Source organism: Streptomyces sp. NPDC023527, assembly GCF_055560115.1.
On the sequence record NZ_JBVHJJ010000006.1, the window covers coordinates 271,647 to 297,323 of the forward strand.

Below are 25,677 nucleotides of genomic sequence, written 5' to 3' on the forward strand. Positions count from 1 at the left end.
GAATCGATGTCAGCCGCCGTCCCGATCAGCACCGCCGGATCGTCCCCGGTGCGGCGCCGCATCGGCTGGACGGCGGCCGCGGTCGTCGCCCTGCTGGTCGCGGTGGCCCTCAGTCTCGCCATCGGGGCCCGCCCCACGGCACCGTCCCAGGTCCTCGACGCCCTCCTCCACGACGGCCAGGGCAAGGACGCCGCCGTCGTACGGGACATGCGGGTGCCGCGCACCCTCATCGGCCTGCTGGTGGGCGCCGCCCTGGCCATGGCCGGCACCGTCCTGCAGGGCCTCACCCGCAACCCCATCGCCGACCCCGGCATCCTCGGCATCAGCCAGGGCGCCTCCCTCGGCGTCGTCGCGGCGATCACCCTCGCCGGGGTGCAGACGCTGTCGGGCTTCGTCTGGTGGGGGTTCGCGGGCGCGGCCGTGGCGTCGGTCGCCGTCTACGCCATCGCCTCGCGCGGGCGCGGCGGCGCCTCCCCGGTGAAGCTGGCGCTGGCCGGCGCCGCGATCAACGCGCTGCTCGTCTCCGTCATCCACGCCGTCCTCACCACCCACGCCGCGGTGATGGACCGGTTCCGTTTCTGGCAGGTGGGCTCGCTCGCCGGGGGCGAGCACGTCGTCGCCGGGCAGATCTGGCCGTTCGTCCTGGTGGGCACGGTCATGGTGTTCTCCGTGGCGCGCGGCCTGAACGCGCTGGCGCTCGGCGAGGACGTCGCCAAGGGACTGGGGCAGAACATCGCGGCCGTACGGATCGTCGGCGGCCTCGGTGCCACGGTCCTCACCGGCGTCGGCGTCGCCGCGGCCGGCCCGATCGCCTTCGTGGGTCTCGCGGTGCCGCACATCGCCCGCGCGCTCGTCGGCACCGACCACCGCCGGCTGCTGCCGATGGCGGCCGTCCTCGGCCCGGTGGTCCTGCTGGCCGCCGACACCGTGGGACGTGTCCTCTTCCCGCCGAGCGAGGTCCCCTCGGGCGTGATGACGGCCCTGATCGGCGTGCCCTTCCTCGTCGCCCTGGTCCGCCGCCGCAAGGCGGTGGCCGCGTGACCACGGCGACCGCACCGCGGATCCGGCCCGCGGGCCACACGCTCGTACGGGCCGGCCGCGCCTCCTTCCTCGTCCACCGGCGGGCCGCCGCCGTGGCGCTCATCCTCGCGGCCCTGCTGGCGGCGGCCTGCCTGGCCTACCTCTGCGCGGCCGGCACCTCGTTCGTGACCCCGGGCGAGGCGCTGAAGGTCGTCCTGGGGCAGCCGTCCTCCGAAGAGCTGGTCGTGGGGACCTTCCGGCTGCCCCGTATGACCGTGGGCCTGCTGACCGGCGCGGCCTTCGGCGTCGCCGGCGCGCTGATCCAGACCGTCGCCCGCAACCCCCTCGCCAGCCCCGACATCATCGGCGTGAGCCAGGGCGCGAGCGCCCTGACGGTCGGCGCGATGACGTTCGGCCTCACCTCGTACGCCGTCCTGCCCTACATCTCGGTCCTCGGCGGCCTCCTCGCCGCCGGCCTCGTCTACGCCTTCGCGTGGCGCGGCGGCCTGCACGCCACCCGCTTCGTCCTCATCGGCATCGGCTTCGCCGTCGCGCTGCGCTCCATCGGCCACCTGTTCATGACCAAGGGCGACTACCTGGTCGCCCAGCAGGCGCAGGTGTGGATGACCGGTTCGCTCAACGGCCGGGGCTGGGCCGAGGCGACCCCCCTGGCCTGGGCGCTGCTCGCGCTCGCGCCGTTCGTGTGCTGGGCCGCGCGGGCGCAGCGCACCGTGTCGATGGACGACGCCACGGCGACCGCGCTGGGCGTCCGGCTGGGCCGCACCCGTCTCGGCCTCGCGGTCCTCGGCGTGCTGCTCGCCTCCCTCGCCACGGGCGCGGCGGGCCCCGTGGACTTCGTGGCGCTGCTCGCCCCGCAGCTGGCCCGCCGCACGACGCGCACCGCGCAGATCCCGCTGCTGTGCTCGGCGCTGGCGGGGGCGTTCATCGTGGTCGTGGCGGACCTGCTGGCCCGCAAGCTGTTCGAGCCGACCGAACTGCCCGTCGGCGTGCTGACCGCCGCCGTCGGCGCCCCGTATCTCATCCGGCTCATCGTCAAGGGCCGCACCGGAGGAAGAGCATGACCGCCCGGCTCACCGCCCGCGACCTGACCCTCGCCTACGAGGACCGTACGGTCGTGGACGGCCTCGACGTCGACATCCCCGACGGCCGGGTCACCGTCGTCGTCGGCCCCAACGCGTGCGGCAAGTCGACGCTGCTGCGCGCCCTGGGCCGGCTGCTGAAGCCCCGCGGCGGCTCCGTGCTCCTCGACGGCACCGAGCTGGCCCGCATCCCCACCCGCACCATCGCCCGGTCCCTCGGCCTGCTGCCGCAGACGCCCGTGGCGCCCGAGGCCATCACGGTCGCCGACCTGGTCGCGCGCGGCCGCCAGCCGCACCAGCGGTGGTGGCAGCAGTGGTCGGACGAGGACGAGCGCGCCGTCACGGACGCGATGGCCCGTACGGACACCACCGCCCTCGCCGACCGCCCGGTGGACGAACTCTCCGGAGGTCAGCGGCAGCGCGTGTGGATCGCCATGGCCCTGGCCCAGGAGACGGACCTGCTGCTGCTGGACGAGCCGACGACCTACCTCGACATCGCCCACCAGGTGGAGGTGCTGGACCTGTGCCGCCGGCTCAACCACGAGCGCGGCCGTACGGTCGTGGCGGTGCTGCACGACCTCAACCAGGCGGCCCGCTACGCCGACCACCTGGTGGCGATGAAGGCGGGCCGCATCGTGGCGCAGGGCCGGCCGTCGGAGGTGGTGACGGCGGAGCTGGTGCGCGAGGTCTTCGGCCTGGAGTCCGTCATCGTCCCGGACCCGGTGACGGGCAGCCCGCTGGTCGTACCGGGCCTGCCGTGGGTCAGCCCGGTCGGCGCGCCCGCCACATGACGAACGCCGCCGACGCCACGGCGGCGACCCGGATGACCCACGGCCAGGTGTCGGCCAAGGCCCCGCCCAGCCCGCCCGCCGGCACGGGGTCGCCCCACCGCCCGTCCGTACGGCCCCACAGCCAGACGAGGCCGCCGGCCACGACGGCGCCGGGCAGGCCCAGGACCGCCCACTTCGACTCGGTGTGGGAGAGCTTGCGGGTGAAGTAGGCGGTGGCCCAGCCGGCGGCGAGCACGATCCAGTTGCCGAGCACGGCGCCGACGAGCAGCACCAGGGCGACGATCAGCAGCAGCACCGGCACGGGGGCCCCGTCGGCCCGCCGCAGCAGGCTGGGCCGGCCCGGTGCTTCCTCGGCCTGCTCGTCCACGGCTTCCGCCCTCACGGTCTCGTCCGCCGGCGGCGGAGGAGGTTTCAGTATGTCGGGGATCTCGATGCCGCCGGTGAAGCCGTGCACGGCCTCACCGCGCGAAACCGGCTCCACGCGCCACCAGTCCGGCACGTCCCCGGCGGTCCCCGGACGGTCGTCCACCGTGAGGTAGACCGGCTCGGACACCGCCCGGGCAGGCTCGTCCTCGCGCCGGGGCACCGGCACCCGCCCGGCGCCGTCCCCGATCCGGGCGCCCGCGACGGCCTCGTCCGGACTGCCCAGATCCGCCAGGATGCGCTGCACCGCGTTCGGCGTGTCGGCGCCCTCGGAGGAGCGGCGCCGCTCGATCTCCGTCCGCAACCGCGAGACGAGCCGCATCCGGTCACCGGAATCGAGCGCCCGCCGCTGGGCGAGGTCGCCGACCCGGCTCAAATAGTCATAAACAAGCTGATCGCTCTCGATCCCCACCGAAACCCCTAAGACCACCAGCCGTCTCCTGACCCGAAGGTACCGGTTCCGGGCAGCCCATAGGCGGGAACGAACGAGCACGACCCCCCAAGCACCAGCCCCACGACCTCTCCTCTCCCACCGGCAGGAGGGGTCGGGCCGGAGGAGGTGGTGTGCGGGGCGTAAAGCGAAGCAGCCCCGCACACCACCCCCGGAGGCCCGACCCCGACCAGCCACAAGCCCCGCGCAGCGGACACCGCCCCGCGCAGCGGGAAACGCGCCCGCACCCGGGCAACGAAGACAAGCGCAAGACACAGCCCAAGGCCAGGGCCCCACCGACCCGGTACCGTAAACAGAATGACCACCTCGCGACGGGAGACCGAAAAGGCGTCCGGAGTCCCGCGAACATCCGGGTCCGGAGCCCCGCGGGCATCCGCGTCCGGAGCCCCGCGGACCCTCGCGGAATCGCTCCGCAACCGCTCCGACGACGCCCTCGCCACCCTCCTGCGCGCCCGCCCGGACCTGCTGAACCCCGTGCCCGGCGACCTCACCCAGCTCGCGACGCGGGCCGGTACGCGCGCGTCCGTGGTGCGGGCGCTGGAGCGCCTGGACCGGTTCGCGCTCCAGGTGGCGGAGGCGCTGGCCGTGGCGCCGGACCCGTGCCCGTACGCGACGCTGGACGCCCTGATGTGCGGCGACGAGCCCGCCGACCCCCGGGTGCGGCAGGAGCTGCCGCGCGCGGTCGGCACCCTGCGCGACCAGGCCCTGATCTGGGGCGGGGAGGACCAGTCGCGCCTGGTGCGCACGGTCCGTGAGCTGCTGGCGCCGACCCCCGCGCACCCCTCGCCGACGGGCCTGGGCCCGTCCGTCGCGGAGGCGACGGCGGGCATGTCGCCGGGCCGCTTGCAGCAGATCATCGCGGCGGCCGGGCTGCCGGCGACGCACGACCCGGTGACGGCGGTGGGCGCGCTGACGGAGCTGTTCGCGGACCGTACGCGCATGGCGGCGCTGCTGGAGACGGCCCCCGCCGAGGCGACGGCGGTCCTCGGCAAACTGCTGTGGGGCCCGCCGTACGGCACGGTGACCGCCGACCCGGCCCGGCATCTGCGCTGGCTGCTGGACCGCGGCTTGCTGCTGCCGACCGGACCGGGCGGTGTGGTGCTGCCGCGCGAGGTGGCGCTGCACCTGCGCGCCGGGCGCGCGCACCGCGTGCCGGAGCCGGTGGCACCGGAGCTCGCGCCGGTCACCGGGCACGAGCGGCGGGTGGTGGACGCGACGGCGGCCGGTCAGGCGTTCACGGCGCTGACGATCGTCGAGGACCTGCTCAAGGAGTGGGAGACGGGCGGCCCGCTGGTGCTGCGCGCCGGCGGCTTGAGCGTGCGCGACCTCAAGCGCGTGGCGGTCGTCCTGGACGCGACGGAGGCCGCGGCCGCGTTCTGGATCGAGCTGGCCTACGCGGCCGGGCTGCTGGCCTCGGACGGCGAGGTCGACGAGCGGTACGCCCCGACGCCCGCCTACGACGACTGGCTCCAGTTGCCGACCGAGCAGCGCTGGGCACGGCTGGCGACGGCCTGGCTCACGGCGACCCGTACGCCCGGTCTGGTCGGCGGGCGCGACGCCAAGTCCCGGGCGCTGGCCGCGCTGGGTCCGGACCTGGACCGGGCTCCGGCGCCCGAGGTGCGCCACCGGGTCCTCGCGCTCCTCGCGACGCTGCCGGCGGGCTCGTCGGTCGCGCCGGACACGATCCTGGACCGCCTGCACTGGGAGCGTCCGCCGCGTGCCACGGCCGAGCCCGGCACGGAGGACCTGCGGTCCCGGCTGGCCCGCTGGGCGCTCACCGAGGCCGAACAGCTCGGCGTCACCAACCGCGGCGCCCTCTCCGACCACGGCCGCGCCCTCCTCGGCGAGGACGCGGCGGCCGGGGAACCGGGCGCCTGGCGGCCGCCGGGCGAGGCGGAGCTGGGGACCGCGGCCGCCAGGGCCGCCGCGCGCCTGGCACCGCTGTTGCCGGAGCCGCTCGACCACATCCTGCTCCAGGCCGACCTGACCGCCGTGGCCCCCGGGCCCCTGCGGCGGCCGCTCGCGCAGATGCTGGGGGTGCTCGCGGACATCGAGTCCAAGGGCGGCGCCACGGTCTACCGCTTCACGCCCGGCTCGGTGCGGCGCGCGCTGGACGCGGGTCGGACGGCGACGGACCTGAAGGCGTTCCTCACCGAGCACTCGCGCACGCCCGTGCCGCAGCCGCTCACGTACCTCATCGACGACGTGGCCCGCCGCCACGGCCACCTGCGGGTCGGCGCGGCCTCCTCCTACCTGCGCACCGACGACGAGGCACAGCTCGGGGAGATCCTCGCCGACCGCCGCTCCGCGCCGCTGCGGCTGCGCCGCATCGCGCCGACGGTGCTGGCGGCGCAGGCGGCGCCGGACGCGCTCCTGGAGGGGCTGCGCGCCATGGGCTACGCGCCGGCGGCGGAGTCGGCCGAGGGCGACGTCGTCGTCACCCGCGCCGACGCGCACCGCACCCCGCCGCGCACCCCACCGGCTCCCGTGCCGGAGGGCCCGCCGGTGCCGGACGCGACGCTGCTGGGCGCGGCGGTACGGGCCGTCCGCGCGGGCGACATGGCCTCGACGGCGGAACGCAAGCCGGTCGCCGCTCCCGCGGAGGGCGGCCGGCTGCCCCGTACGACGTCGGCGGACACCCTCGCGACCGTCCAGGCGGCGGTGCTGACCGGTGCCGCCGTCTGGATCGGCTACGTCAACGCGGACGGGGCGGCGAGCCAGCGGGTGATCGCCCCGGTGCGGGTGGAGGGCGGCTTCGTCACGGCCTACGACCACACGGCGGACGAGGTCCGCACGTTCCCCTTGCACCGGATCACTGGCGTGGCCGAGCTGGCGGACGACCACGCGTGACGCGTCCGGGCAGGTCCCCCTGGGGTGTGTCCTCAATCGCCGGACGGGCTTGATTTCCGGCACCCGGCCCGTTGGGCTGAGGTGTCCTCAATCGCCGGACGGGCTGACTTTGGCCGCCCGGGCCGGTTGCCAAGCCCGCCCGGCGCTTGAGGACACCCCACCCACCGGCGCACCCGACCCAGCCGTCCGGCGCTTGAGGACACCCCCAGCCGGGGCCGGCACCGAATCCAGCCCGTCCGGCGCTTGAGGACACCCCACCCACCGGCGCACCCGACCCAGCCGTCCGGCGCCTGAGGACACCCCCAACCGGGGACAGCACCGCATCCAAGCCCGTCCGGCGCATGAGGACACCCCGAGCCGGGGCCGGCACCGAATCCAGCCCGTCCGGCGCTTGAGGACAAAGCCCCCGGGGGCACCCCGAAACCCGTACTCACCCGGCCAGCGCCAGCGATACGGCACACTAGAAGTTTGGCCGGAAGAAATGGGTGAGGCGTGAACGGACCCCTGATCGTCCAGAGCGACAAGACGTTGCTGCTGGAGGTGGACCACGAGCAGGCCGACGCCTGCCGTCGTGCGATCGCCCCGTTCGCGGAGCTGGAGCGCGCGCCGGAGCACATCCACACCTACCGCCTCACCCCGCTGGGCCTGTGGAACGCCCGCGCGGCCGGGCACGACGCCGAGCAGGTCGTCGACGCGCTCGTCACCCACTCCCGCTACCCCGTGCCGCACGCCCTGCTCGTCGACATCGCCGAGACGATGGACCGCTACGGCCGGCTGCGGCTGCTCAAGCACCCCACGCACGGGCTGGTCCTGGAGAGCACGGACCGGCCGGTGCTGGAGGAGATCCTCCGCTCGAAGAAGGTCCAGCCGCTGGTCGGCGCCCGGATCGACCCGGACACGGTCGCGGTGCACCCCTCCGAGCGCGGTCAGATCAAGCAGACGCTGCTCAAGCTCGGCTGGCCCGCCGAGGACCTCGCGGGCTATGTCGACGGCGAGGCGCACGCCATCGAGCTGGACGAGAGCGGCTGGGCGCTGCGCCCGTACCAGAAGCAGGCCGTGGAGGGTTTCTGGCACGGCGGCTCGGGCGTGGTCGTGCTGCCGTGTGGCGCGGGCAAGACGCTCGTCGGCGCGGGCGCGATGGCGCAGGCCAAGGCGACGACGCTGATCCTGGTCACGAACACCGTCTCGGCCCGCCAGTGGAAGCACGAGCTGGTGAAGCGGACGTCGCTGACGGAGGAGGAGATCGGCGAGTACTCCGGCACCCGCAAGGAGATCCGCCCGGTCACCATCGCCACGTACCAGGTGCTGACGACGAAGCGGAAGGGCATCTACCCGCACCTGGAGCTGTTCGACTCCCGGGACTGGGGCCTGGTCGTCTACGACGAGGTGCACCTGCTGCCGGCGCCGGTCTTCAAGTTCACCGCCGACCTCCAGGCGCGCCGCCGCCTGGGCCTGACGGCCACGCTCGTGCGCGAGGACGGCCGCGAGTCGGACGTCTTCTCCCTCATCGGCCCGAAGCGCTTCGACGCGCCGTGGAAGGAGATCGAGGCGCAGGGCTACATCGCCCCGGCCGACTGCGTCGAGGTCCGCGTCAATCTCACGGACAGCGAGCGGCTGGCGTACGCGACGGCCGAGACGGAGGAGAAGTACCGCTACTGCGCGACGACCGCGACCAAGCGGAAGGTCACGGAGGCGCTGGTCGCCAAGCACCGGGGTGAGCAGACGCTGGTGATCGGCCAGTACATCGACCAGCTGGACGAGCTGGGCGAGCACCTGAACGCACCGGTCATCAAGGGCGAGACGTCGAACGCGCAGCGGGAGAAGCTCTTCGAGGCGTTCCGCCAGGGCGAGCTGTCGGTGCTGGTGGTCTCGAAGGTCGCGAACTTCTCGATCGACCTGCCCGAGGCGACGGTCGCGATCCAGGTGTCCGGCACGTTCGGCTCCCGCCAGGAGGAGGCCCAGCGCCTGGGCCGCGTCCTCCGCCCGAAGGCGGACGGCCACGAGGCCCGCTTCTACTCCGTCGTGGCCCGCGACACCGTCGACCAGGACTTCGCGGCCCACCGCCAGCGCTTCCTGGCCGAGCAGGGCTACGCGTACCGCATCATCGACGCGGACTCGCTCCTGGCGGACGAGGAGGCGTAGCGCCGGGGCTCATATGGCCCGTACGGCGCGCTTGTCGGCGGCCTCGCCCATCAGGACGACGCTGACGGCCGCGCCCGCGAAGACCTTGATCGCGCGGAGGGCGCTGCCCAGGGCGGGGCGGGCGTGGGCGGCGGGCGCGTGGGCGCCCTGGGCGGCGGTGGTGAAGGACGCGTTGGTCATGTACTCCATGGTGGTTTCCGCGCCGCCGCCGCACATCGGCCTGCCGGTGTAAAAGGTCGTACGGATCCGTACGACCACAGGCTCATGCCGTCCCCTACGGGAGGTGGACGGCAACCCCGAGACGCCACCAGGGGTGCCCGAAATTCGTTCGCGCGCCCGATCCCCGCTGACTACACTCGCCCGTTCTGCCGCCTCCCGCCCTGCCGGGAGCGCCCCCGACCGGACGGAAACCGGCGGGCCCGTCGCCACCCCCGCATCCGCCACCCGCCCCGGAGGCCCCGCCGTGCCCGCGCAGCAAGACCCGCACGACCCCCTCGCCCGAGAGCGCGCCCACCTCTCCTCCTCCCGCGCCGCGCTGCGTGCCATGCGCGCCGACGTCGAGGCCCTCGACATCAAGGACGTCACCGCGAACTGGGTCAACGCGGCCATCCTTGAACGCCAGATCGAGGAACGCATCACCGCCCTCGCCGACCTCGCGCACACCCCGCTCTTCTTCGGCCGCCTGGACTACCTGCACGCCCCCGGCGCGGACCAGGCGGAGGGCGCCGGCGGCGAGCGCTTCTACATCGGCCGCCGGCACGTCCATGACGCGGACGGCGACCCCATGGTCATCGACTGGCGCGCGCCCGTCTCCCAGCCGTTCTACCGGGCCTCCAAGAAGGAGCCCATGGACGTACGGACCCGCCGCCGCTTCGGCTACACCGGCGGCGAGTTGACGGCCTATGAGGACGAGGACCTCACGGACACCGCCTCCGGCGACCAGGCCAGCCAGCTCCTCCAGACCGAGATCGAGCGCCCCCGCGTCGGCCCGATGCGCGACATCGTCGCGACGATCCAGCCCGAGCAGGACGAGATCGTCCGCGCCGGCATCGGCGGCACGGTCTGCGTCCAGGGCGCCCCGGGCACCGGCAAGACCGCCGTCGGCCTGCACCGCGTCGCCTACCTCCTCTACGCCCACCGCGAGCGGCTCGCCCGCACCGGCACGCTCGTCATCGGCCCCAACCGCTCATTCCTCCACTACATCGAACAAGTGCTCCCCGCCCTCGGCGAGTTGAACGTCGCCCAGGCCACGGTCGACGACCTCGTCGCCCACGTCGAGGTCCGCGGCGAGGACGGCCCCGCGGCCGCCTGCGTCAAGGGTGACGCCCGCATGGCCGAGGTCCTCCGGCGCGCGGTCCGCTCCGGCGTGACCATGCCGGTCGAACCGGTGGTCGTCGTGCGCGGCTCACGCCGCTGGCGCGTCCCCGCCCACGAGATCGAGGAGATGGTCCGCGAACTCCTGGCCCGCGACATCCGCTACGGCGCGGCCCGCGACGCCCTCCCCCAACGCATCGCGCACGCCGTGCTCGTACGGATGGAAGAGGCGGGCGAGGCCCCCGACGACCGCGTCCAGGACGCGGTGGCCCGCAACTCCGCCGTGAAGGCCGCGGTCAAGGCGGTCTGGCCCCCGGTCGACCCGGCGAAGCTGGTGCTCCGCCTCCTCTCCGACGCGGAGTTCCTCGCGGAACAGGCGGACGGCATCCTCACCCCCGCCGAACAGGCCGAGATCCTCTGGGCGAAGCCGGCCCGCAGCGTGAAGTCCGCGAAGTGGTCGGCGGCGGACGCGGTCCTCATCGACGAGGCCGCGGACCTCGTCGCCCGCACGCCCTCACTCGGCCACGTCGTCCTCGACGAGGCCCAGGACCTCTCCCCCATGCAGTACCGCGCGGTCGGCCGCCGCTGCACGACCGGCTCGGCGACGATCCTCGGCGACATCGCCCAGGGCACGACGCCCTGGGCCACACCCGACTGGGCCTCGGCCCTGACCCACCTCGGCAAGCCCGACGCCGCCGTCGAGGAACTCACCCAGGGATTCCGCGTGCCGCGCGAGGTCATCGCCTACGCGAGCCGACTGCTCCCGGCGATCGCGCCGGACCTGACGGAGGCGACGTCCATGCGGTCCGCCGCCGGCGAGTTCTCGATCCGGTCCGTGGACCCTTCCGCACTCGACGAGGCGGTCCTCACGGCGTGTCGCGAAGCCCTGTCCCGCGAGGGCTCCGTCGGCCTCATCGCGGCCGACGCGCGCATCCCCGCCCTGGGCTCCGCCCTGACGGCGGCCGGCCTGCCGTTCCTCGCCCCCGGCGAGGAAACGACGGCGGAGTCCCGCCTGACCCTGGTCCCGGCAACACTGGCCAAGGGCCTCGAATACGACTACGTGGTACTGGACGAGCCGGCTTCGGTGGTGGCCGGGGAACCGGATTCCCGGACGGGGTTGCGGCGGTTGTATGTGTCTTTGACACGTGCGGTTTCGGGGTTGACGGTGCTTCATTCTTCGCCCTTGCCGTTGCCGCTGCGCTGAGCTGTTCGGATTCGGGGTTCGCGCCTTTGCCGGGTGCGGCACCGTTTCCCGCTTGCGCGGGGCGGTGTCCGCTGCGCGGGCTGTGTCCGCTGCGCGGGGCGGTGTCCGCTGCGCGGGGCGGTGTCCGCTGCGCGGGGCGGTGTCCGCTGCGCGGGGCGGTCAATGGTGCGGGGTCGGGCCTCCGCGGGTGCTTGTCAGGGCTGCTTCGCTTTACGCCCTGACAAGCACCCGCTCCGACCCGACCCCTCCCGTGGGTGGGGGGGAGGAAAACCAGTTGGTGGTTTCGGTTCGCTGTCGCGTTGCCGGTCACTACCGGTCTTTTCCTTCCCCCCACCGGCAGGAGGGGGCGGGCCGGAGGGGGTGGTGTGTCGGGCGTAAAGCGAAGCAGCCCGACACACCACCCCCGCAGGCCCGACCCCGACCAGCCACAAGCCCCGCGCAGCGGACACCGCCCCGCGCAGCGGGAAACGCGCCCGCATGAGGGCAACCGTGCGCACCCAGAATCCCGACCCGCCCCGCGCAGCGGACACCGCAGCGGACACGGCCCGTCCGGCGATTGAGGACACCCCCCCCCGGGGGAACCCCGGACTTAAGACAGGGCCCCCCGCCAAACCGAGACCGCAGACGCGGAAACTCCGGAAGCCCAGCCCGCAGGGCGCACCGCCCCACCCACGTGGAACGCGGAAATCCCCGCCTCCCGCAACACGGGCAAGTGCTTCAGCTGCAAGCCGCCGCCGACCAGGATCCGCGGCTCGTACCCCGGTTCGTTCCCCCGGCGCGCCTCCGCGAGCAGCGTCGCGAGGCCGTCGTCGACGCCCGATGGCGAGCCCGCCGTCAGATACGTGTCCAGGCCCGGAAGGTCGGCCAGCTGCTTCCGCAGCGCGTCGCGGTCCGCCGCGCGGTCGATCGCGCGGTGGAACGTCCACCGGGCCCGCGGCCCGATCGCGTCGGCGAGCGCGGCGACAGCCGTGACGTCGGCGCGCCCGTCGTCCGTGAGGAAGCCGAGGACGAACTCGTCGGCGCCCTCCGAGGCCAGCGCCCGAGCGGAAGCACACAGCGCGTCGAGGTCGGCCGCGCTGCCTGCCGAGAAACCGTCGGTCGCGCGCAGCATGACCCGCACCGGGATGTCGACGGCGGCGCGGACCGCGGCGTAGGTCGACAGGGAAGGCGTCAGGCCGTCGGCCGCCATGTCCGTGACCAGTTCGAGGCGGTCCGCCCCTCCGGCCTGGGCCGCCCTCGCGTCCTCGGGATCGAGCGCGATCACCTCAAGAATTGGTCTAGACATGTAGGACAGCCTGCCATACGCCCCGTCCGCGTCGAAAGCCGTGCCCCACAATTGGCCTATGGCAGTCACGTCCGAGCACCCGTCCGGCCCCGCCCTGCGCGCCCGCTGGCGGGAGACCGTCGCACGAGCCCGTACGGAGGGCCCCGGGAGGAGCCCGGACCCCGCTACGTACGCCGAGGATCTGCTGCGCCGTTGGGCGGAGCCGCAGCGGCGCTATCACACGGTCGATCACCTCGTCGCGGTCCTGGACCGCGTCGACGAGCTGGCCGAGCACGCCGAGGACGCGGACGCCGTCCGCTTCGCGGCCTGGTTCCACGACGCGGTCTACCGCCCGGACCGTTCGGAGAACGAGGAGCGCAGCGCTCGCCTCGCCGAGCTGGCCCTGCCCGAGCTGGGCGTGGACGAGGCGCGTACGGCCGAGGTCGCCCGGCTCGTGCGGCTGACCGTCAGCCACGACCCGGCGCCCGGCGACCGCGACGGCGAGGTGCTGTGCGACGCGGACCTGGCGGTGCTGGCGGGTGCGCCGCAGGACTACGCGGCGTACGCGGCGGCCGTCCGCGAGGAGTACGGGTTCGTGCCGGACGCGGCGTTCCGGGAGGGGCGGGCGGGGGTGCTGCGGCAGCTTCTGGGGCTGCCGAGGCTGTTCCGTACGCCGCAGGGGTACGACCGGTGGGAGGCCCTCGCACGCCACAACCTCACCACCGAGCTTGGGCTGCTCACCGGCCGGTAGCCCGACAGAGGCGGGCAAGGCGGCGCCGACCGAAACGCCGACCCCCACCGAAACAGCGGCGGGCCCCAGCCAAACCGCGCCACCACCCGGCCGATCGCGCCCCTAGCCGATCGGCCGCTCGTGCTTGGGGCGCCGTAGGCCCGCCGTCACCAGCAGCCGTACCAGCTCCTTGCTGCCGACCTCGCGCGCGCCCAGCCGCACGGCCTCGCCGTAGGACGTCGACGGCACGTCGTAGTGGTCGCGGTCGAAGGCGCGCGGCGGCGCGCCCAGGCGGGCCGCGAAGGCGTGCAGTTCGGCGTAGGAGACGTCGCTGATCAGGTGTGACCACATGCGGCCATGGCCCGGCCAGGTGGGCGGGTCGATGTACAGCGTCATCGGCGCCTCACCGCAGTGCCGTCCCCAGCGACCCCACCGGCGCCACCAGCACCGCCTGTTTGGCGCAGGCCCAGTGCGGGTCGGTGCCCAGCTCGGGCTCGACCTCCAGGGCGTGCGGGTCGCCGGAGTCCGTGCAGACGGGGCACAGCGGCCAGCGGCCGTGCCGCTCCAGCAGCGCGTCCTGTACGTCCTGCGCTATCAGCCCCACGACGTACGCGGCGCCTTCCGGCCACTGTTCGACCCACCACCGGCGGTGGACGACGGCGTCCTCGACGAGGGAGACCACATCGGCCTCGGCCACGTCCCCGGCGACGAGGTCGGCGAGAACGAGTGCGCGGGCCGCGTGCAGTGACTGTTCGAGCTCCATACGGTCCATTGTCCGGGACCCCGGCGGTTGACGGCTCACCGAGCTGAAAATACCTTTCAAAGGGTGAGCAGCAAAGTGAAAGAAACTTTCGTCACCCCCTCCCCCGGCGCCCTCGCCGCCAAGGTCCGCACGCTCGCGCCCACCATGACGCGCTCCATGCAGCGCGTCGCCGAGACGGTCGCCGGCGACCCGGCCGGCTCCGCCAAGCTCACCGTCACGGGCCTCGCCGAGCGCACGGGCACCAGCGAGGCCACCGTCGTCCGCACGGCCCGCATCCTGGGCTATCCCGGCTACCGCGATCTGCGGCTCGCGCTGGCGGCGCTGGCCGCCGAGCAGGCGGCGGGCCGGGCCCCCGCCGTCACCGCCGACATCGCCCTCGACGACCCGCTGGCCGGCGTCGTCGCCAAGCTCGCCCAGGACGAGGCCCAGTGCCTGGCCGACACGGCGGCCGGGCTGGACACCGTGCAGCTGGAGGCCGCGGTCGCCGCGCTCTCCACCGCCCACCGCGTCGACGTCTACGGCATCGGCGCGTCCAACCTCGTCGGCCAGGACCTCGTACAGAAGCTGCTGCGCATCGGCCTGATCGCGCACGCGCCCGCCGACCCCCATCTGGCCGTCACCAACGCCGTTCAGCTGCGCGCCGGTGACGTGGCGATCGCCATCACCCACTCGGGCCGCACCACCGACGTCATCGAGCCGCTGCGGGTCGCCTTCGAGCACGGCGCGACGACCGTCGCGATCACCGGCCGGCCCGGCGGCGAGATCGCCCAGTACGCCGACCACGTCCTCACCACGTCCTCCGCACGGGAGAGCGAACTGCGCCCGGCGGCCATGTCGAGCCGCACCAGCCAGCTCCTCGTGGTGGACTGCCTGTTCATCGGGGTCGCCCAGCGGACGTACGTCACCGCGGCGCCCGCCTTGTCCGCCTCCTACGAAGCGCTCGCCCACCGCCACGCCCCGCGCCGCTGACCGGAGCGGCTCCCCGCAGGAAAGGCGCCGTCATGACCTCGTCCGCCGCCCACGCCGCGCTCCGCGCCGAGCTCGCCACGCTCACCACCGAGGCGTTCCGGCCCGAGCTCGCGGACATCGACCGGCTGCCGACCGTGGACATCGCGAAGATCATGAACGGTGAGGACGCCGGCGTCGCCGCCGCCGTCGCCACCCGGATCCCCGAGATAGCCGCCGCCATCGACGCGATCGCCACCCGGATGGCGCGCGGCGGGCGGCTGGTCTACGCCGGCGCGGGCACCGCGGGACGGCTCGGGGTGCTGGACGCCAGCGAGTGCCCCCCGACGTTCAACACCGACCCGGCGCAGGTCGTCGGGCTGGTCGCGGGCGGCGCGCGGGCGCTCGTCACGGCCGTGGAGGGCGCCGAGGACAGCGGCGAGCTGGCCGCGGGCGACCTGACGGCGCTGGGAATCGGGGCGGCCGACACCGTCGTCGGCGTCTCCGCCTCGGGCCGCACGCCGTACGCCGTCGGGGCGGTCGCGTACGCGCGGGGGGCCGGCGCGCTGACGGTCGGGGTGTCCTGCAACACCGGTTCCGCCCTCGGCGCGGCCGCCGAGCACGCCATCGAGGTCGTCGTGGGCCCCGAGCTGCTCACCGGCTCCACCCGGCTGAAGGCGGGCACCGCACAGAAGCTCGTCCTCAACATGCTCTCGACCATCACGATGATCCGGCTCGGCAAGACGTACGGGAATCTGATGGTCGACGTCCGCGCCTCCAACGAGAAGCTGCGCGCCCGCTCCCGGCGCATCGTCGCGCTCGCCACGGGGGCCTCGGACGCGGAGACGGAGGCCGCGCTGGAGGCGACGGGCGGGGAAGTGAAGAACGCCATTCTCGTCGTCCTCGCCGAGGTCGACGGCCCCACCGCGGCGCGGCTCCTGGCCGAGTCGGACGGTCATCTGCGCGCGGCGCTCCACATGGCGCGGGGCTGACGCCCGGCGCCCCACAGCAGGCAAGGCACGCACCACATGGCACCAGACGAGCCCACCGGCGGGGATTCCCGCGAGAAGCACAGCGCCACCGCCGCCGCCCTCCTGCCCCTCGTCGGCGGCGCCGCGAACGTCCTCTCCGTCACCCACTGCATGACCCGCCTGCGCCTGGAGCTGCGGGACCGCGCCCTGGTCCGGGACGCCGAACTCCGGGCGCTGCCCGGCGTGCTGGGCGTCGTCGAGGACGGCGAGTCGTACCAGATCGTCCTCGGGCCCGGCACGGTCGCGCGCGTCGCGCCCGAGTTCGCCCGCCTGGCGGAGGCGGCGCCGGTCACCGCCGAGGAGCTCGCCGTGCGGGGTGCGGCGCTGCGTGCCGAGCGGAAGGCCCGTAACGCCACGCCCGGCAAGGTGCTGCTGCGCCGGATCGCCGCCGTGTTCGTCCCCCTGATCCCGGCCCTGATCGGCTGCGGCATCGTCGCGGGCATCGGCGGCCTGCTGGCCAATCTGCACTGGCTGCCGGCGCTCGCTCCCTCGCTGACCGCCGTCGCGTCCGGCTTCATGTCCCTGATCGCGGTGTTCGTCGGCTACAACACGGCCAAGGAGTTCGGCGGCACCCCCGTCATCGGCGGCGCGGTCGCGGCGATCATCGTCTTCCCGGGCGTCGCCCAGGTGAGCGCCTTCGGCGAGAGGCTCGCGCCCGGCCAGGGCGGGGTGCTGGGCGCGCTGGGCGCGGCGCTGCTGGCGGCGGGGATCGAGAAGTGGTGCCGGCGCCGGGTGCCCGAGGCCCTGGACGTGCTGGTCACCCCGACGCTCACGGTCCTGGTCGCGGGCCTGGCCACGCTGTACGGGCTGATGTTCGTCGCCGGTGAGGTCTCCGGCGCCATCGGGCGGTTCGCCGACTGGCTGCTGGCCAACGGCGGCGCGGGCGCGGGCTTCGTGCTGGGCGGGCTGTTCCTGCCGCTGGTGATGCTGGGCCTGCACCAGGCCCTGATCCCGATCCACACGACGCTGATCCAGCAGCAGGGCTATACGGTCCTGCTGCCGATCCTGGCGATGGCGGGCGCGGGCCAGGTGGGCGCGGCGCTCGCGGTGTACCTGCGGCTGACGCGCAACGGCTCGGTCCGCCGGACCATCCGCTCCGCGCTCCCGGCGGGCCTCCTGGGCATCGGCGAGCCGCTGATCTACGGCGTCTCGCTGCCCCTGGGCCGCCCCTTCGCCACCGCCTGCGTCGGCGGCGCGTTCGGCGGCGGTTTCGTGGGGCTGCTCAACCAGCTGGGCGAGAAGGTCGGCTCCACCGCGATCGGCCCCTCGGGCTGGGCCCTCTTCCCGCTCCTGAAGGGCAACCACGGCCTGGCCGAGGCGGTGACGGTCTACGCGGCGGGGCTGCTGGTGGGGTACGTGGCGGGCTTCGCGGCGACGTACTTCTTCGGCTTCGGGCGGGACGCGCTCGCGGAGCTGAACGCCCCGAGGGCGGCACCCCCTTCGCAGGGAGTGCCGCCCTCGGCGTACAGCGTTCAGGACAAGTGATCCGGTGCGGATCAGAAGTCCATGTCACCGCCCGGCATGCCGCCCGGAGCGGCCGCGGAGGCCTTCTCCGGCTTGTCGGCGATGACGGCCTCGGTGGTGAGGAACAGCGCGGCGATGGAGGCGGCGTTCTGCAGGGCGGAACGCGTGACCTTCGCCGGGTCGATGATGCCCTCGGCGATCATGTCCACGTACTCACCGGTCGCGGCGTTGAGGCCGTGACCGACGGTGAGGTTGCGGACCTTCTCCACGACGACGCCACCCTCGAGACCACCGTTGACGGCGATCTGCTTGAGCGGGGCCTCCAGGGCCAGGCGCACGGCGTTGGCGCCGGTGGCCTCGTCGCCCTCGAGTTCCAGCTTCTCGAAGACCGCGGAGGCCTGGAGCAGGGCCACGCCACCACCGGCGACGATGCCCTCCTCGACGGCCGCCTTCGCGTTGCGAACGGCGTCCTCGATGCGGTGCTTGCGCTCCTTGAGCTCGACCTCGGTCGCGGCACCGGCCTTGATGACGGCCACGCCGCCGGCCAGCTTCGCGAGGCGCTCCTGGAGCTTCTCGCGGTCGTAGTCCGAGTCGCTGTTCTCGATCTCGGCGCGGATCTGGTTGACGCGGCCCTGAACCTGCTCGCTGTCACCGGCACCGTCGACGATGGTCGTCTCGTCCTTGGTGATGACGACCTTGCGGGCGCGGCCGAGCAGGTCGAGACCGGCGTTCTCCAGCTTGAGGCCGACCTCCTCGGAGATGACCGTGCCACCGGTGAGGATGGCGATGTCGCCGAGCATGGCCTTGCGGCGGTCGCCGAAGCCCGGGGCCTTGACGGCGACGGACTTGAAGGTGCCGCGGATCTTGTTGACGACCAGGGTCGACAGGGCCTCGCCCTCGACGTCCTCGGCGATGATCAGCAGCGGCTTGCCGGACTGCATGACCTTCTCCAGGAGCGGCAGCAGGTCCTTGACCGCGCCGACCTTGGAGTTGACGATCAGGATGTACGGGTCGTCGAGCGACGCCTCCATACGCTCCATGTCGGTGGCGAAGTACGCCGAGATGTAGCCCTTGTCGAAGCGCATACCCTCGGTGAGCTCCAGCTCCAGACCGAAGGTCTGGGACTCCTCGACGGTGATGACGCCTTCCTTGCCGACCTTGTCCATCGCCTCGGCGATGAGCTCGCCGATCTGGGTGTCGGCGGCGGAGATGGAGGCGGTGGAGGCGATCTGCTCCTTGGTCTCCACGTCCTTGGCCTGCTCCAGCAGGGCGGCGGAGACGGCCTCGACGGCCTTCTCGATACCGCGCTTGAGCGCCATCGGGTTGGCACCGGCGGCCACGTTGCGCAGGCCCTCGCGGACCAGGGCCTGGGCCAGGACGGTCGCGGTCGTCGTGCCGTCACCGGCGACGTCGTCCGTCTTCTTCGCGACCTCCTTGACCAGCTCGGCGCCGATCTTCTCGTACGGGTCCTCGAGCTCGATCTCCTTGGCGATGGAAACACCATCGTTGGTGATCGTGGGGGCGCCCCACTTCTTCTCGAGGACGACGTTGCGGCCCTTGGGGCCGAGGGTGACCTTGACGGCGTCGGCGAGCTGGTTCATCCCGCGCTCGAGACCGCGCCGTGCCTCCTCGTCGAACGCGATGATCTTGGCCATGTGAAGTGGTCCTCCCAGGACGGGGTGGATTGCTCCGGACCGCGCTGGCGCCCGCGACGGACGGCCGCCGAGCCGGACGGTTCCTTCCCGCCCTGCCCATCGACCTCACCGACGGTCCAAATCTGTCACTCTCACTCGGAGAGTGCTAACGCCAATGATTAGCACTCGACCCCACCGAGTGCAAGCGGTCCGAGTGGGATCCACTCGCTCCAGTGGCGCGCCGTCCACACCCGGGGGCTCCCCTCCCCACGTCGACCGGGGGCGCAAACACCTCTTGCGTGCGGACACACGTCGGGCCCGTACCCCTGTGTCGTGGGGTACGGGCCCGACCTGCGAGCTTCGTGAGCCGGTGTGGTCGATGCGCCGAGATCAGCCGACGGCGAGCTTGACCATGTCCGCCTGCGGCCCCTTCTGGCCCTGCGAGATCTCGAACTCGACTCGCTGACCCTCCTCGAGGGTGCGGTAACCGTCCATCTGGATCGCGCTGTAGTGGACGAAAACATCCGCACCACCGTCGACCGCGATGAAGCCGTACCCCTTCTCCGCGTTGAACCACTTGACGGTGCCCTGAGCCATGCCTAACTCCCCTATTACTGGCCCTTGCGCAGGACCGCACTTCGCGGACCCGGGTCAGACCTCACCCACGGATCGGAACCCTGCCGGGCGGCAGGGAAAACCCAGTTGGTGTGCGCCGGAACGCGTCGACCGCGGCCGAATGTATCCGCACGGATGCCCTCTGCAACAGGTCACTTGGACGAGAATTCTGGGCGCGGCCGAGAGTTGAAATGCGGCGAACTGGGCGTAACCCAGGGCAAGTCGGGCCGGGCATAACGCAAACAACCCGGCATTTCGTGCGCACACTTCGCGCACAACTTGACGGGTTCTCATATGCGTTCGGCACTGACGCCGGAGGGGGATCGTCACAACTGTATCGCGCTCAACAGACGGAATCGCCCCGTCCGCTTCACGGACGGGGCGATTCGGGGAGCGATTCCGCAGGAAGCCTTCGAAAAGGTCCGGCGGGGTCAGCCGCCGGCGACGGCGGGGATGATCGACACGCCCGCGCCGTCCGGCGTCGCCGTGCCGAGCCCCTGTTCGAAGCGCACGTCGTCGTCGTTGACGTAGACGTTCACGAAGCGGCGCAGCTTGCCGCTGTCGTCCAGCACGCGGGCCGCGATGCCGGTGTGGTTCTTCTCCAGATCGGCGATCACCTCACCGAGGGTCGCCCCTTCGGCGACGACCTCGGCCTTGCCGCCGGTGTAGGTGCGAAGGATGGTGGGGATGCGGACGCTGACGCTCATGGGGGTCATCACCTTTGCGTGAGGCCGGACGAAATCAGCCCGTCCGGCGTTTGAGGACCGGGGGCCCGGGGGCGGAGCCCCCGGTTTCGGGAAGGGGCGGGACTGGGGAAGAACCCCCTACAGCCCCGAGGACCGAAACGCCTCCAGCGACGGCCGGATCGTCACCGTGGGCTCAGCCGCCACAGCGTCAAGCGTCTTGAGCCCGTCCCCCGTGTTCAAGACCACCGTGGTCAGCGACGGATCCAGCACACCCGCTTCGAGAAGCTTCCGCGTCACCCCCACCGTCACCCCGCCCGCCGTCTCCGCGAAGATCCCCTCGGTGCGGGCGAGCAGCCGGATCGCGTCGACGATCTCCTCGTCCGTGACGTCCTCCACCGCCCCGCCGGTCCGCCGCGCGATGTCGAGCACGTACGGCCCGTCCGCGGGGTTGCCGATCGCGAGGGACTTCGCGATCGTGTCCGGCTTCACCGGCCGTACGACCTCGTGACCGTCCTTGAAGGCGCGGGAGACCGGCGAGCAGCCCGCCGCCTGGGCGCCGAAGATCTTGTACGGGCGGTCCTCTACCAGTCCGAGGGCGATCAGCTCCTTCAGCCCCTTGTCGATCTTCGTGAGCTGGGAGCCCGACGCGATGGGGATGACGATCTGGTCCGGCAGCCGCCACCCGAGCTGCTCGCAGATCTCGTACGCGAGGGTCTTCGAGCCCTCGCCGTAGTACGGGCGGAGGTTGACGTTGACGAAGCCCCAGCCCTCCCCCAGCGGGTCGCCGATCAGCTCGGAGCAGAAGCGGTTCACGTCGTCGTAGGTGCCCTCGATGCCGACGAGGTCGCCGCCGTAGACCGCGGCCATGACGACCTTGCCGGCCTCCAGGTCGTGCGGGATGAAGACGCAGGACTTGAACCCGGCGCGGGCGGCCGCGGCGCCGACCGCACCGGCCAGGTTCCCCGTCGAGGAGCACGACAGCGTCGTGAAACCGAAGGCACGGGCGGCCTCGACGGCGATGGCGACGACGCGGTCCTTGAAGGAGTGCGTGGGGTTGCCGGAGTCGTCCTTGACGTACAGGCCGCCGGTGACACCGAGCTCGCGGGCGAGGTTGTCGGCCTTGACGAGCTTGGTGAAGCCGGGGTTCAGGCCGGGCTTGTCCGCGACGTCGGCGGGGACGGGCAGCAGCGGGGCGTAGCGCCAGATGTTGTCCGGGCCGGCCTCGATGCGGCGGCGCAGCGCTTCCGGGTCGCCGGCGGGCAGTTCGTAGGCGACTTCGAGCGGGCCGAAGCAGGCGGCACAGGCGAAAATGGGACCGAGGTCGAACCGCTCTCCGCACTCCCGGCACGAGAGGGCGACGGCGGGACCGAGAGAGACCGAAGTCTTTGAGCTTTCAACGGCTTGCACAGCCATGGAGGCGAGGCCCTTTCTCCTCATCTTCCTCGCGGCGAACCTCGCCACGAGACGGAATTGGCACCTTCCCCACCGGGAGCCTCGCCTGAAAATCCGCGCCCGGAGGGCACCACTTGGGGTGGTGGTCGGGTGACGGGTGGGCAAGACCGGCGGGAGGGTTGCCGGGGCTTCAACGGGCCGTGTCCCTCTGCCCCTCTGGATGAGCGGTATGGCACTGGGCGTGACCCAGGCGTTTGTGCACGCGGTGACCCCGACATACGACGGCGTTCCGCGTTGTTCAGACTGTAACGGAAGGCATGGGCGGGCGAGACAGTCGTCCGTACCGCGAGATGCGTCACAGGACGCGCGTCGAACAAGCAGGCAGACGCGTCGGACAAGCAGGCAGACAAGGAGTCGTTCACGTGCTGGAAGAGGTGGAGCGCTGGCTGGCCCGGCGGTCCTGGTCCGCCGCAGACCGTCCGCTCGACCAGCTGCTCGCCGCCAAACGCGGCGCCGGGACCACGGTGAGCGTGGTGCTGCCGGCGCTGAACGAGGAGGCGACGGTGGGCGCCATCGTGGCCACGATCCGCCGCGAGCTGATGACCGAGGCCGCGCCGCTGGTGGACGAGCTGGTGGTGCTGGACTCCGGCTCCACCGACCGCACCGCCGAGGTCGCGGCCGCCGCCGGGGCGCGGGTCGTGCACCGCGACGAGGTCCTGCCGAGGCTGCCCGCGCTGCCCGGCAAGGGCGAGGTGCTGTGGCGGTCGCTGCTGGCGACGACCGGCGACATCGTCTGCTTCATCGACGCGGACCTGAGGGACTTCTCCGCCGGCTTCGTCTCCGGCATCGTCGGCCCGCTGCTGACCGACCCGGACGTCCACTTCGTCAAGGGGATGTACGACCGCCCGCTGGGCGAGGTGTCCGGCCAGGGCGGCCGGGTCACCGAGCTGGTGGCCCGCCCGCTGCTGAATCTGCACTGGCCGCAGCTGGCCGGTTTCGTACAGCCGCTGGGCGGCGAGTACGCGGCCCGCCGCTCGCTGCTGGAGCGGCTGCCGTTCCCCGTGGGCTACGGCGTGGAGCTGGGCCTGCTCGTCGACGCGCTGCACACGGTGGGCCTGGACGCGCTGGCCCAGGTCGACGTGGGCGTACGCGTCCACCGCCATCAGGACGGGCGGGCGCTGGGCCGGATGGCGGCCGCGATCTACCGCACGGCGCAGCTGCGGCTGGCGCGCGGCCACCTGGTGCGGCCGGCCCTGACCCAGTTCGAGCGCACGGCGGACGGATTCGTTCCGCGGACGTACGCCGTGGACACCGAGGAACGGCCGCCGATGACGGAGATACCGGAGTACGCGCGGCGCCGCGCGGCGTAAGCGTACGTTTGAGCGGTTCATCCGCTGGCAAGGCTGGCGTCATGGTCGCTGAGCACATGCACGCCGCCGAGATCCTCGTCGCGTCCAACCGCGGACCCGTGTCGTACAAGCGGGCGGAGGACGGTTCCCTGGTGGCCGGGCGGGGTGGTGGCGGGCTGGTGTCGGGCCTGAGCGCCATCGGGTCCGACGCGAAGGCGCTGTGGGTGTGCGCCGCCCTCGGCGAGGGCGACCGCGAGGCCGCGCGGCGCGCGGGCGGCCGTCTGGACGCCGGGGAGACGGGCGGACAGGCGGTCCGGATGCTGGACATCCCGGCCGAGACGTTCGCCGCCGCGTACAACGGCGTCGCCAATTCGGTGCTGTGGTTCCTGCACCACCTGCTCTACCAGACGCCCCTGGAGCCCGTGTTCGACGCGGAGTTCCGGCGCCAGTGGGCCGCCTACGAGGCGTACAACACCGCCTTCGCGGACGCGCTCGCCGAGGAGGCCGCGCCGGGCGCCGCCGTGCTCGTACAGGACTATCACCTGACCCTGGTGCCCGGCCTGCTCCGCGAGCGCCGCCCCGACCTGCGCATCGGCCACTTCTCGCACACCCCGTGGGCGCCCCCGGACTACTACCGGCTGCTGCCGGACGACATCGCCGCGCAGGTATTGCGCGGCGTCCTCGGCGGCGACCGCGCCGCCTTCCTCACGCACCGCTGGGCCGAGGCGTTCGCCGCCTGCTGCGAGAGCGTGCTGGGCGCCGAGCTGATCCGCGACGGCCTGACGACCGCCGTGCGCTTCGAGGGGCGGACGACGCGGCTGGGCGTGCACGGCCTGGGCGCCGACGCCGACTTCCTGCGGCGCCGCGCCCACCAGGGCGACGTCGAGGAGCGGATGGCGGCGCTGCGCGCGCAGATCGGGCCGGACCGCAAGGCGATCGTCCGCGTCGACCGCACCGAGCTGTCCAAGAACATCGTGCGCGGCCTGCTCGCGTACCGCCGTCTGCTGGAGGACCGCCCGCAGTGGCGCGGCAAGGTCGTGCACATCGCCTTCGCCTACCCCTCGCGGCAGGACCTGGCGGTCTACCGCGACTACACGGCCGAGGTCGACCGGGTGGCCCAGGAGATCAACTCCGCCTTCGGCACGGCGGACTGGCAGCCGGTCGTCCTGCACGTCAAGGACGACTTCGCACGCTCCCTGGCCGCGTATCGTCTCGCCGACGTCGCCCTGGTCAACCCCATCCGCGACGGCATGAACCTCGTCGCCAAGGAGGTCCCGGTCGTCTCCGACCTGGGCTGCGCGCTGGTCCTCTCCCGCGAGGCCGGCGCGGCGGCGGAGCTGGGCGACGAGGCGATCGTCATCAATCCGTACGACGTGGAGGCCACGGCCGGCGCGCTGCACGAGGCCCTGCTGATGGACCCCGGTGAGCGCGCGGAGCGCACGAAACGGCTGGCCGCGGCGGCGACGGCGCTGCCGCCCGCGCGCTGGTTCGTGGATCAGCTGACCGCCCTCGGCGACGGGCCGTCGGGGCTAGGCTGATCGCGTGCACCCCAAGGATCCTCCCGGTCCCGAGCCCACGGACGAGTTGTGCATGACGTGCCAGTGGTGCACGGGCTCCGGCTTCGTGCAGCGCTCACTGGCCCATGTCCCCGGCCCCGACCCCTTCGGCGGCGCCGGGGAAACGGCGATGCGGGCGGGCCAGTGCAAACACTGCCGGGGCAGCGGGGTGTACGACTCCGCGCTGGACCCGACGCTGGAGCACTGGCGGTGCGAGCCGCGGGACGCGCCCTGAGGCGACCCGCGCCGAGGCGATCCGGTCCGCGGCCCGCCGGGCGACATCGGACGGCGTGACGACGTACGGCGATCCGGGCGGCCGGAGCGCACCGTAGTCCGCGAACCGCCGTACCCCACAGGCGTCGCAGCGATGCGCGTCCCCCTCCCGGGTCCACCCCGCCCCATGGAGGCAGTGCCGGACACGGCCTTGAGTCACCATGCTTTCGCCTCCGGCAGCAGGTGCGCGGACCGGAAGTGCCGCCGCACGGCGATACCGGCGTCCGCGACCGCCACGGCGTCCCCCTCGTCCAAGGTCCGCCCGTACGCCGCCCGCAGCTCGGCACACCGCGCACAGTCGAGCGGCGAGGCCGCCCCCCGGATCCCGGCGGCGGCCCGCTCCTCCCGACTCGCCAGCCGCAACGCCTCCGGCGGCACCTCCCACTCCCGCCCACCCAGCGGCCGCCTGACCTGCACACGCGGCCCGAGACTGCCCATGACTTGGGCGAGCGTGCCGGTACGGGTGTCCACGACGTAGGCACCGGGGCGGTAGGTCATCACTTCCCGGGGTTCGCGTGGAGGGGATTCGGCGTCCGGATCGGGATGAGGCATGGCGGGGTCGCGCACGGTGTTCCCTTCGGGTGCTTTCGACACAAGAGTGCGCTCACAGCATTGCGAGCCGGCGCTACGCTCAACAGGGAGTGGCTGTTGTCCAGCGACCGGACAACACAGGGGAGTTG

23 protein-coding genes, 1 pseudogene and 1 riboswitch are annotated in these 25,677 nt (G+C 73.0%); of the genes and pseudogenes, 13 read left to right on the forward strand and 11 right to left on the reverse strand.

The features are described 5' to 3' along the window. The first annotated feature begins 6 nt into the window (after positions 1-6). Genes ACZ303_RS14430 through ACZ303_RS14440 form a run of 3 tightly spaced genes read left to right on the forward strand, consistent with a single transcriptional unit; the run spans position 7 to position 2,911 of the window. Positions 7-1,041, forward strand: coding sequence for a FecCD family ABC transporter permease (locus ACZ303_RS14430; RefSeq protein WP_467338700.1), 1,035 nt, complete (start codon positions 7-9; stop codon positions 1,039-1,041). Beyond that, positions 1,038-2,102: a FecCD family ABC transporter permease gene (locus ACZ303_RS14435; protein WP_467338702.1), complete on the forward strand. Its 1,065-nt coding sequence runs from the start codon at positions 1,038-1,040 to the stop codon at positions 2,100-2,102. Before ACZ303_RS14430 ends, ACZ303_RS14435 begins: the two co-directional genes overlap by 4 nt. Further along, positions 2,099-2,911 (forward strand): ABC transporter ATP-binding protein, encoded by an 813-nt coding sequence (locus ACZ303_RS14440; protein WP_467338704.1) that lies wholly within the window; start codon positions 2,099-2,101, stop codon positions 2,909-2,911. The genes ACZ303_RS14435 and ACZ303_RS14440 overlap by 4 nt, the downstream gene beginning before the upstream one ends. Here ACZ303_RS14440 and ACZ303_RS14445 read toward each other — a convergent pair. Further along, positions 2,883-3,746, reverse strand: a complete 864-nt coding sequence (locus tag ACZ303_RS14445) for a hypothetical protein (RefSeq protein WP_467338706.1) — start codon at positions 3,744-3,746, stop codon at positions 2,883-2,885. The two genes, ACZ303_RS14440 and ACZ303_RS14445, sit on opposite strands and share 29 nt — an antisense overlap. A 336-nt stretch (positions 3,747-4,082) precedes the next feature. On the opposite strand from ACZ303_RS14445, the gene ACZ303_RS14450 reads away from it, so the two are divergent. Together ACZ303_RS14450 and ACZ303_RS14455 are read left to right on the forward strand one after the other, a co-directional pair. Then, positions 4,083-6,635: a helicase-associated domain-containing protein gene (locus ACZ303_RS14450; protein ID WP_467338708.1), complete on the forward strand. Its 2,553-nt coding sequence runs from the start codon at positions 4,083-4,085 to the stop codon at positions 6,633-6,635. A gap of 492 nt (positions 6,636-7,127) precedes the next feature. Further along, entirely contained in the window at positions 7,128-8,777 is a 1,650-nt protein-coding gene (locus ACZ303_RS14455) for a DNA repair helicase XPB (RefSeq protein ID WP_467338710.1), read from the forward strand. Positions 8,778-8,786: 9 nt separating this feature from the next. Here the strand turns inward: ACZ303_RS14455 and ACZ303_RS14460 are convergent, their stop codons facing one another. Beyond that, positions 8,787-8,957, reverse strand: a complete 171-nt coding sequence (locus ACZ303_RS14460) for a hypothetical protein (protein WP_467338712.1) — start codon at positions 8,955-8,957, stop codon at positions 8,787-8,789. 283 nt (positions 8,958-9,240) lie between these two features. On the opposite strand from ACZ303_RS14460, the gene ACZ303_RS14465 reads away from it, so the two are divergent. Next, entirely contained in the window at positions 9,241-11,295 is a 2,055-nt protein-coding gene (locus ACZ303_RS14465; RefSeq protein WP_467338714.1) for a HelD family protein, read from the forward strand. A 589-nt stretch (positions 11,296-11,884) separates the two neighbouring features. Here ACZ303_RS14465 and ACZ303_RS14470 read toward each other — a convergent pair. Further along, a complete protein-coding gene (locus tag ACZ303_RS14470; protein ID WP_467339040.1) occupies positions 11,885-12,580 on the reverse strand; it encodes a copper homeostasis protein CutC in 696 nt (231 codons plus the stop codon). 58 nt (positions 12,581-12,638) lie between these two features. Here ACZ303_RS14470 and ACZ303_RS14475 point away from each other — a divergent pair, with 58 nt between their 5' ends. Further along, positions 12,639-13,310 carry an HD domain-containing protein gene (locus tag ACZ303_RS14475; RefSeq protein WP_467338716.1) on the forward strand — a complete coding sequence of 224 codons (672 nt, stop codon included), beginning with the start codon at positions 12,639-12,641 and terminating at the stop codon, positions 13,308-13,310. Between the two features lie 102 nt (positions 13,311-13,412). Here the strand turns inward: ACZ303_RS14475 and ACZ303_RS14480 are convergent, their stop codons facing one another. Together ACZ303_RS14480 and ACZ303_RS14485 are read right to left on the reverse strand one after the other, a co-directional pair. Next, the gene (locus ACZ303_RS14480) at positions 13,413-13,685 is read right to left on the reverse strand and encodes a DUF4031 domain-containing protein (protein ID WP_467338718.1); all 273 of its coding nucleotides are present in this window, start codon (positions 13,683-13,685) and stop codon (positions 13,413-13,415) included. A gap of 7 nt (positions 13,686-13,692) precedes the next feature. Continuing rightward, positions 13,693-14,061: a hypothetical protein gene (locus tag ACZ303_RS14485; RefSeq protein ID WP_467338720.1), complete on the reverse strand. Its 369-nt coding sequence runs from the start codon at positions 14,059-14,061 to the stop codon at positions 13,693-13,695. Positions 14,062-14,115: 54 nt separating this feature from the next. Between ACZ303_RS14485 and ACZ303_RS14490 the strand changes: the two genes are divergently transcribed. The 3 genes from ACZ303_RS14490 to ACZ303_RS14500 are packed head-to-tail and all read left to right on the forward strand — an operon-like array spanning position 14,116 to position 17,513. Continuing rightward, positions 14,116-15,021: a MurR/RpiR family transcriptional regulator gene (locus tag ACZ303_RS14490; protein WP_467338722.1), complete on the forward strand. Its 906-nt coding sequence runs from the start codon at positions 14,116-14,118 to the stop codon at positions 15,019-15,021. Between the two features lie 32 nt (positions 15,022-15,053). Further along, on the forward strand, positions 15,054-15,989 hold the full coding sequence (murQ, locus tag ACZ303_RS14495; RefSeq protein WP_467338724.1) for an N-acetylmuramic acid 6-phosphate etherase: 936 nt from the start codon (positions 15,054-15,056) through the stop codon (positions 15,987-15,989). A 36-nt stretch (positions 15,990-16,025) separates the two neighbouring features. Next, complete coding sequence (locus ACZ303_RS14500; protein ID WP_467338726.1) at positions 16,026-17,513, forward strand: PTS transporter subunit EIIC; 1,488 nt, start codon at positions 16,026-16,028, stop codon at positions 17,511-17,513. Positions 17,514-17,524: 11 nt separating this feature from the next. Here ACZ303_RS14500 and groL read toward each other — a convergent pair whose 3' ends face one another. The 4 genes from groL to thrC all read right to left on the reverse strand — a co-directional run bounded on the left by groL (position 17,525) and on the right by thrC (position 21,840). Next, positions 17,525-19,147: a chaperonin GroEL gene (gene groL / locus ACZ303_RS14505; RefSeq protein WP_467338728.1), complete on the reverse strand. Its 1,623-nt coding sequence runs from the start codon at positions 19,145-19,147 to the stop codon at positions 17,525-17,527. Positions 19,148-19,516: 369 nt separating this feature from the next. Continuing rightward, entirely contained in the window at positions 19,517-19,723 is a 207-nt protein-coding gene (locus ACZ303_RS14510; RefSeq protein ID WP_003967346.1) for a cold-shock protein, read from the reverse strand. 449 nt (positions 19,724-20,172) lie between these two features. Continuing rightward, positions 20,173-20,448, reverse strand: coding sequence for a MoaD/ThiS family protein (locus tag ACZ303_RS14515; protein WP_467338730.1), 276 nt, complete (start codon positions 20,446-20,448; stop codon positions 20,173-20,175). A 117-nt stretch (positions 20,449-20,565) separates the two neighbouring features. After that, a complete protein-coding gene (gene thrC, locus ACZ303_RS14520) occupies positions 20,566-21,840 on the reverse strand; it encodes a threonine synthase (RefSeq protein WP_467338731.1) in 1,275 nt (424 codons plus the stop codon). 17 nt (positions 21,841-21,857) lie between these two features. Then, positions 21,858-22,046: riboswitch (SAM riboswitch) on the reverse strand. 195 nt (positions 22,047-22,241) lie between these two features. Here thrC and ACZ303_RS14525 point away from each other — a divergent pair. Genes ACZ303_RS14525 through ACZ303_RS14535 form a run of 3 tightly spaced genes read left to right on the forward strand, consistent with a single transcriptional unit; the run spans position 22,242 to position 24,959 of the window. Beyond that, a complete protein-coding gene (locus ACZ303_RS14525) occupies positions 22,242-23,189 on the forward strand; it encodes a glucosyl-3-phosphoglycerate synthase (protein ID WP_467338732.1) in 948 nt (315 codons plus the stop codon). 41 nt (positions 23,190-23,230) lie between these two features. Continuing rightward, positions 23,231-24,706, forward strand: a complete 1,476-nt coding sequence (locus ACZ303_RS14530; protein ID WP_467338734.1) for an alpha,alpha-trehalose-phosphate synthase (UDP-forming) — start codon at positions 23,231-23,233, stop codon at positions 24,704-24,706. A 4-nt stretch (positions 24,707-24,710) separates the two neighbouring features. Then, positions 24,711-24,959: a hypothetical protein gene (locus ACZ303_RS14535; protein WP_467338736.1), complete on the forward strand. Its 249-nt coding sequence runs from the start codon at positions 24,711-24,713 to the stop codon at positions 24,957-24,959. A 12-nt stretch (positions 24,960-24,971) separates the two neighbouring features. Here the strand turns inward: ACZ303_RS14535 and ACZ303_RS14540 are convergent. Both ACZ303_RS14540 and ACZ303_RS14545 read right to left on the reverse strand, forming a co-directional pair. Next, positions 24,972-25,160, reverse strand: a pseudogene (locus ACZ303_RS14540) (DUF6255 family natural product biosynthesis protein); the annotation flags it as partial. Continuing rightward, positions 25,154-25,495, reverse strand: a complete 342-nt coding sequence (locus tag ACZ303_RS14545) for a hypothetical protein (RefSeq protein ID WP_467338738.1) — start codon at positions 25,493-25,495, stop codon at positions 25,154-25,156. The pseudogene ACZ303_RS14540 and the gene ACZ303_RS14545, both read right to left, overlap by 7 nt. Between the last annotated feature and the right edge of the window lie 182 nt (positions 25,496-25,677).

Excerpts from the sequence above, each read along its gene's own strand:
- ACZ303_RS14430 (WP_467338700.1), top strand. The coding sequence starts at position 7 with ATGTCAGCCGCCGTCCCGATCAGCACCGCCGGATCGTCCCCGGTGCGG.
- ACZ303_RS14440 (WP_467338704.1), top strand. The coding sequence starts at position 2,099 with ATGACCGCCCGGCTCACCGCCCGCGACCTGACCCTCGCCTACGAGGAC.
- ACZ303_RS14450 (WP_467338708.1), top strand. The coding sequence starts at position 4,083 with ATGACCACCTCGCGACGGGAGACCGAAAAGGCGTCCGGAGTCCCGCGA.
- ACZ303_RS14460 (WP_467338712.1), bottom strand. The coding sequence starts at position 8,957 with ATGACCAACGCGTCCTTCACCACCGCCGCCCAGGGCGCCCACGCGCCC.
- ACZ303_RS14470 (WP_467339040.1), bottom strand. The coding sequence starts at position 12,580 with ATGTCTAGACCAATTCTTGAGGTGATCGCGCTCGATCCCGAGGACGCG.
- ACZ303_RS14475 (WP_467338716.1), top strand. The coding sequence starts at position 12,639 with ATGGCAGTCACGTCCGAGCACCCGTCCGGCCCCGCCCTGCGCGCCCGC.
- ACZ303_RS14480 (WP_467338718.1), bottom strand. The coding sequence starts at position 13,685 with ATGACGCTGTACATCGACCCGCCCACCTGGCCGGGCCATGGCCGCATG.
- ACZ303_RS14485 (WP_467338720.1), bottom strand. The coding sequence starts at position 14,061 with ATGGACCGTATGGAGCTCGAACAGTCACTGCACGCGGCCCGCGCACTC.
- murQ (WP_467338724.1), top strand. The coding sequence starts at position 15,054 with ATGACCTCGTCCGCCGCCCACGCCGCGCTCCGCGCCGAGCTCGCCACG.
- ACZ303_RS14500 (WP_467338726.1), top strand. The coding sequence starts at position 16,026 with ATGGCACCAGACGAGCCCACCGGCGGGGATTCCCGCGAGAAGCACAGC.
- groL (WP_467338728.1), bottom strand. The coding sequence starts at position 19,147 with ATGGCCAAGATCATCGCGTTCGACGAGGAGGCACGGCGCGGTCTCGAG.
- ACZ303_RS14510 (WP_003967346.1), bottom strand. The coding sequence starts at position 19,723 with ATGGCTCAGGGCACCGTCAAGTGGTTCAACGCGGAGAAGGGGTACGGC.
- ACZ303_RS14515 (WP_467338730.1), bottom strand. The coding sequence starts at position 20,448 with ATGAGCGTCAGCGTCCGCATCCCCACCATCCTTCGCACCTACACCGGC.
- thrC (WP_467338731.1), bottom strand. The coding sequence starts at position 21,840 with ATGGCTGTGCAAGCCGTTGAAAGCTCAAAGACTTCGGTCTCTCTCGGT.
- ACZ303_RS14530 (WP_467338734.1), top strand. The coding sequence starts at position 23,231 with ATGGTCGCTGAGCACATGCACGCCGCCGAGATCCTCGTCGCGTCCAAC.
- ACZ303_RS14545 (WP_467338738.1), bottom strand. The coding sequence starts at position 25,495 with ATGACCTACCGCCCCGGTGCCTACGTCGTGGACACCCGTACCGGCACG.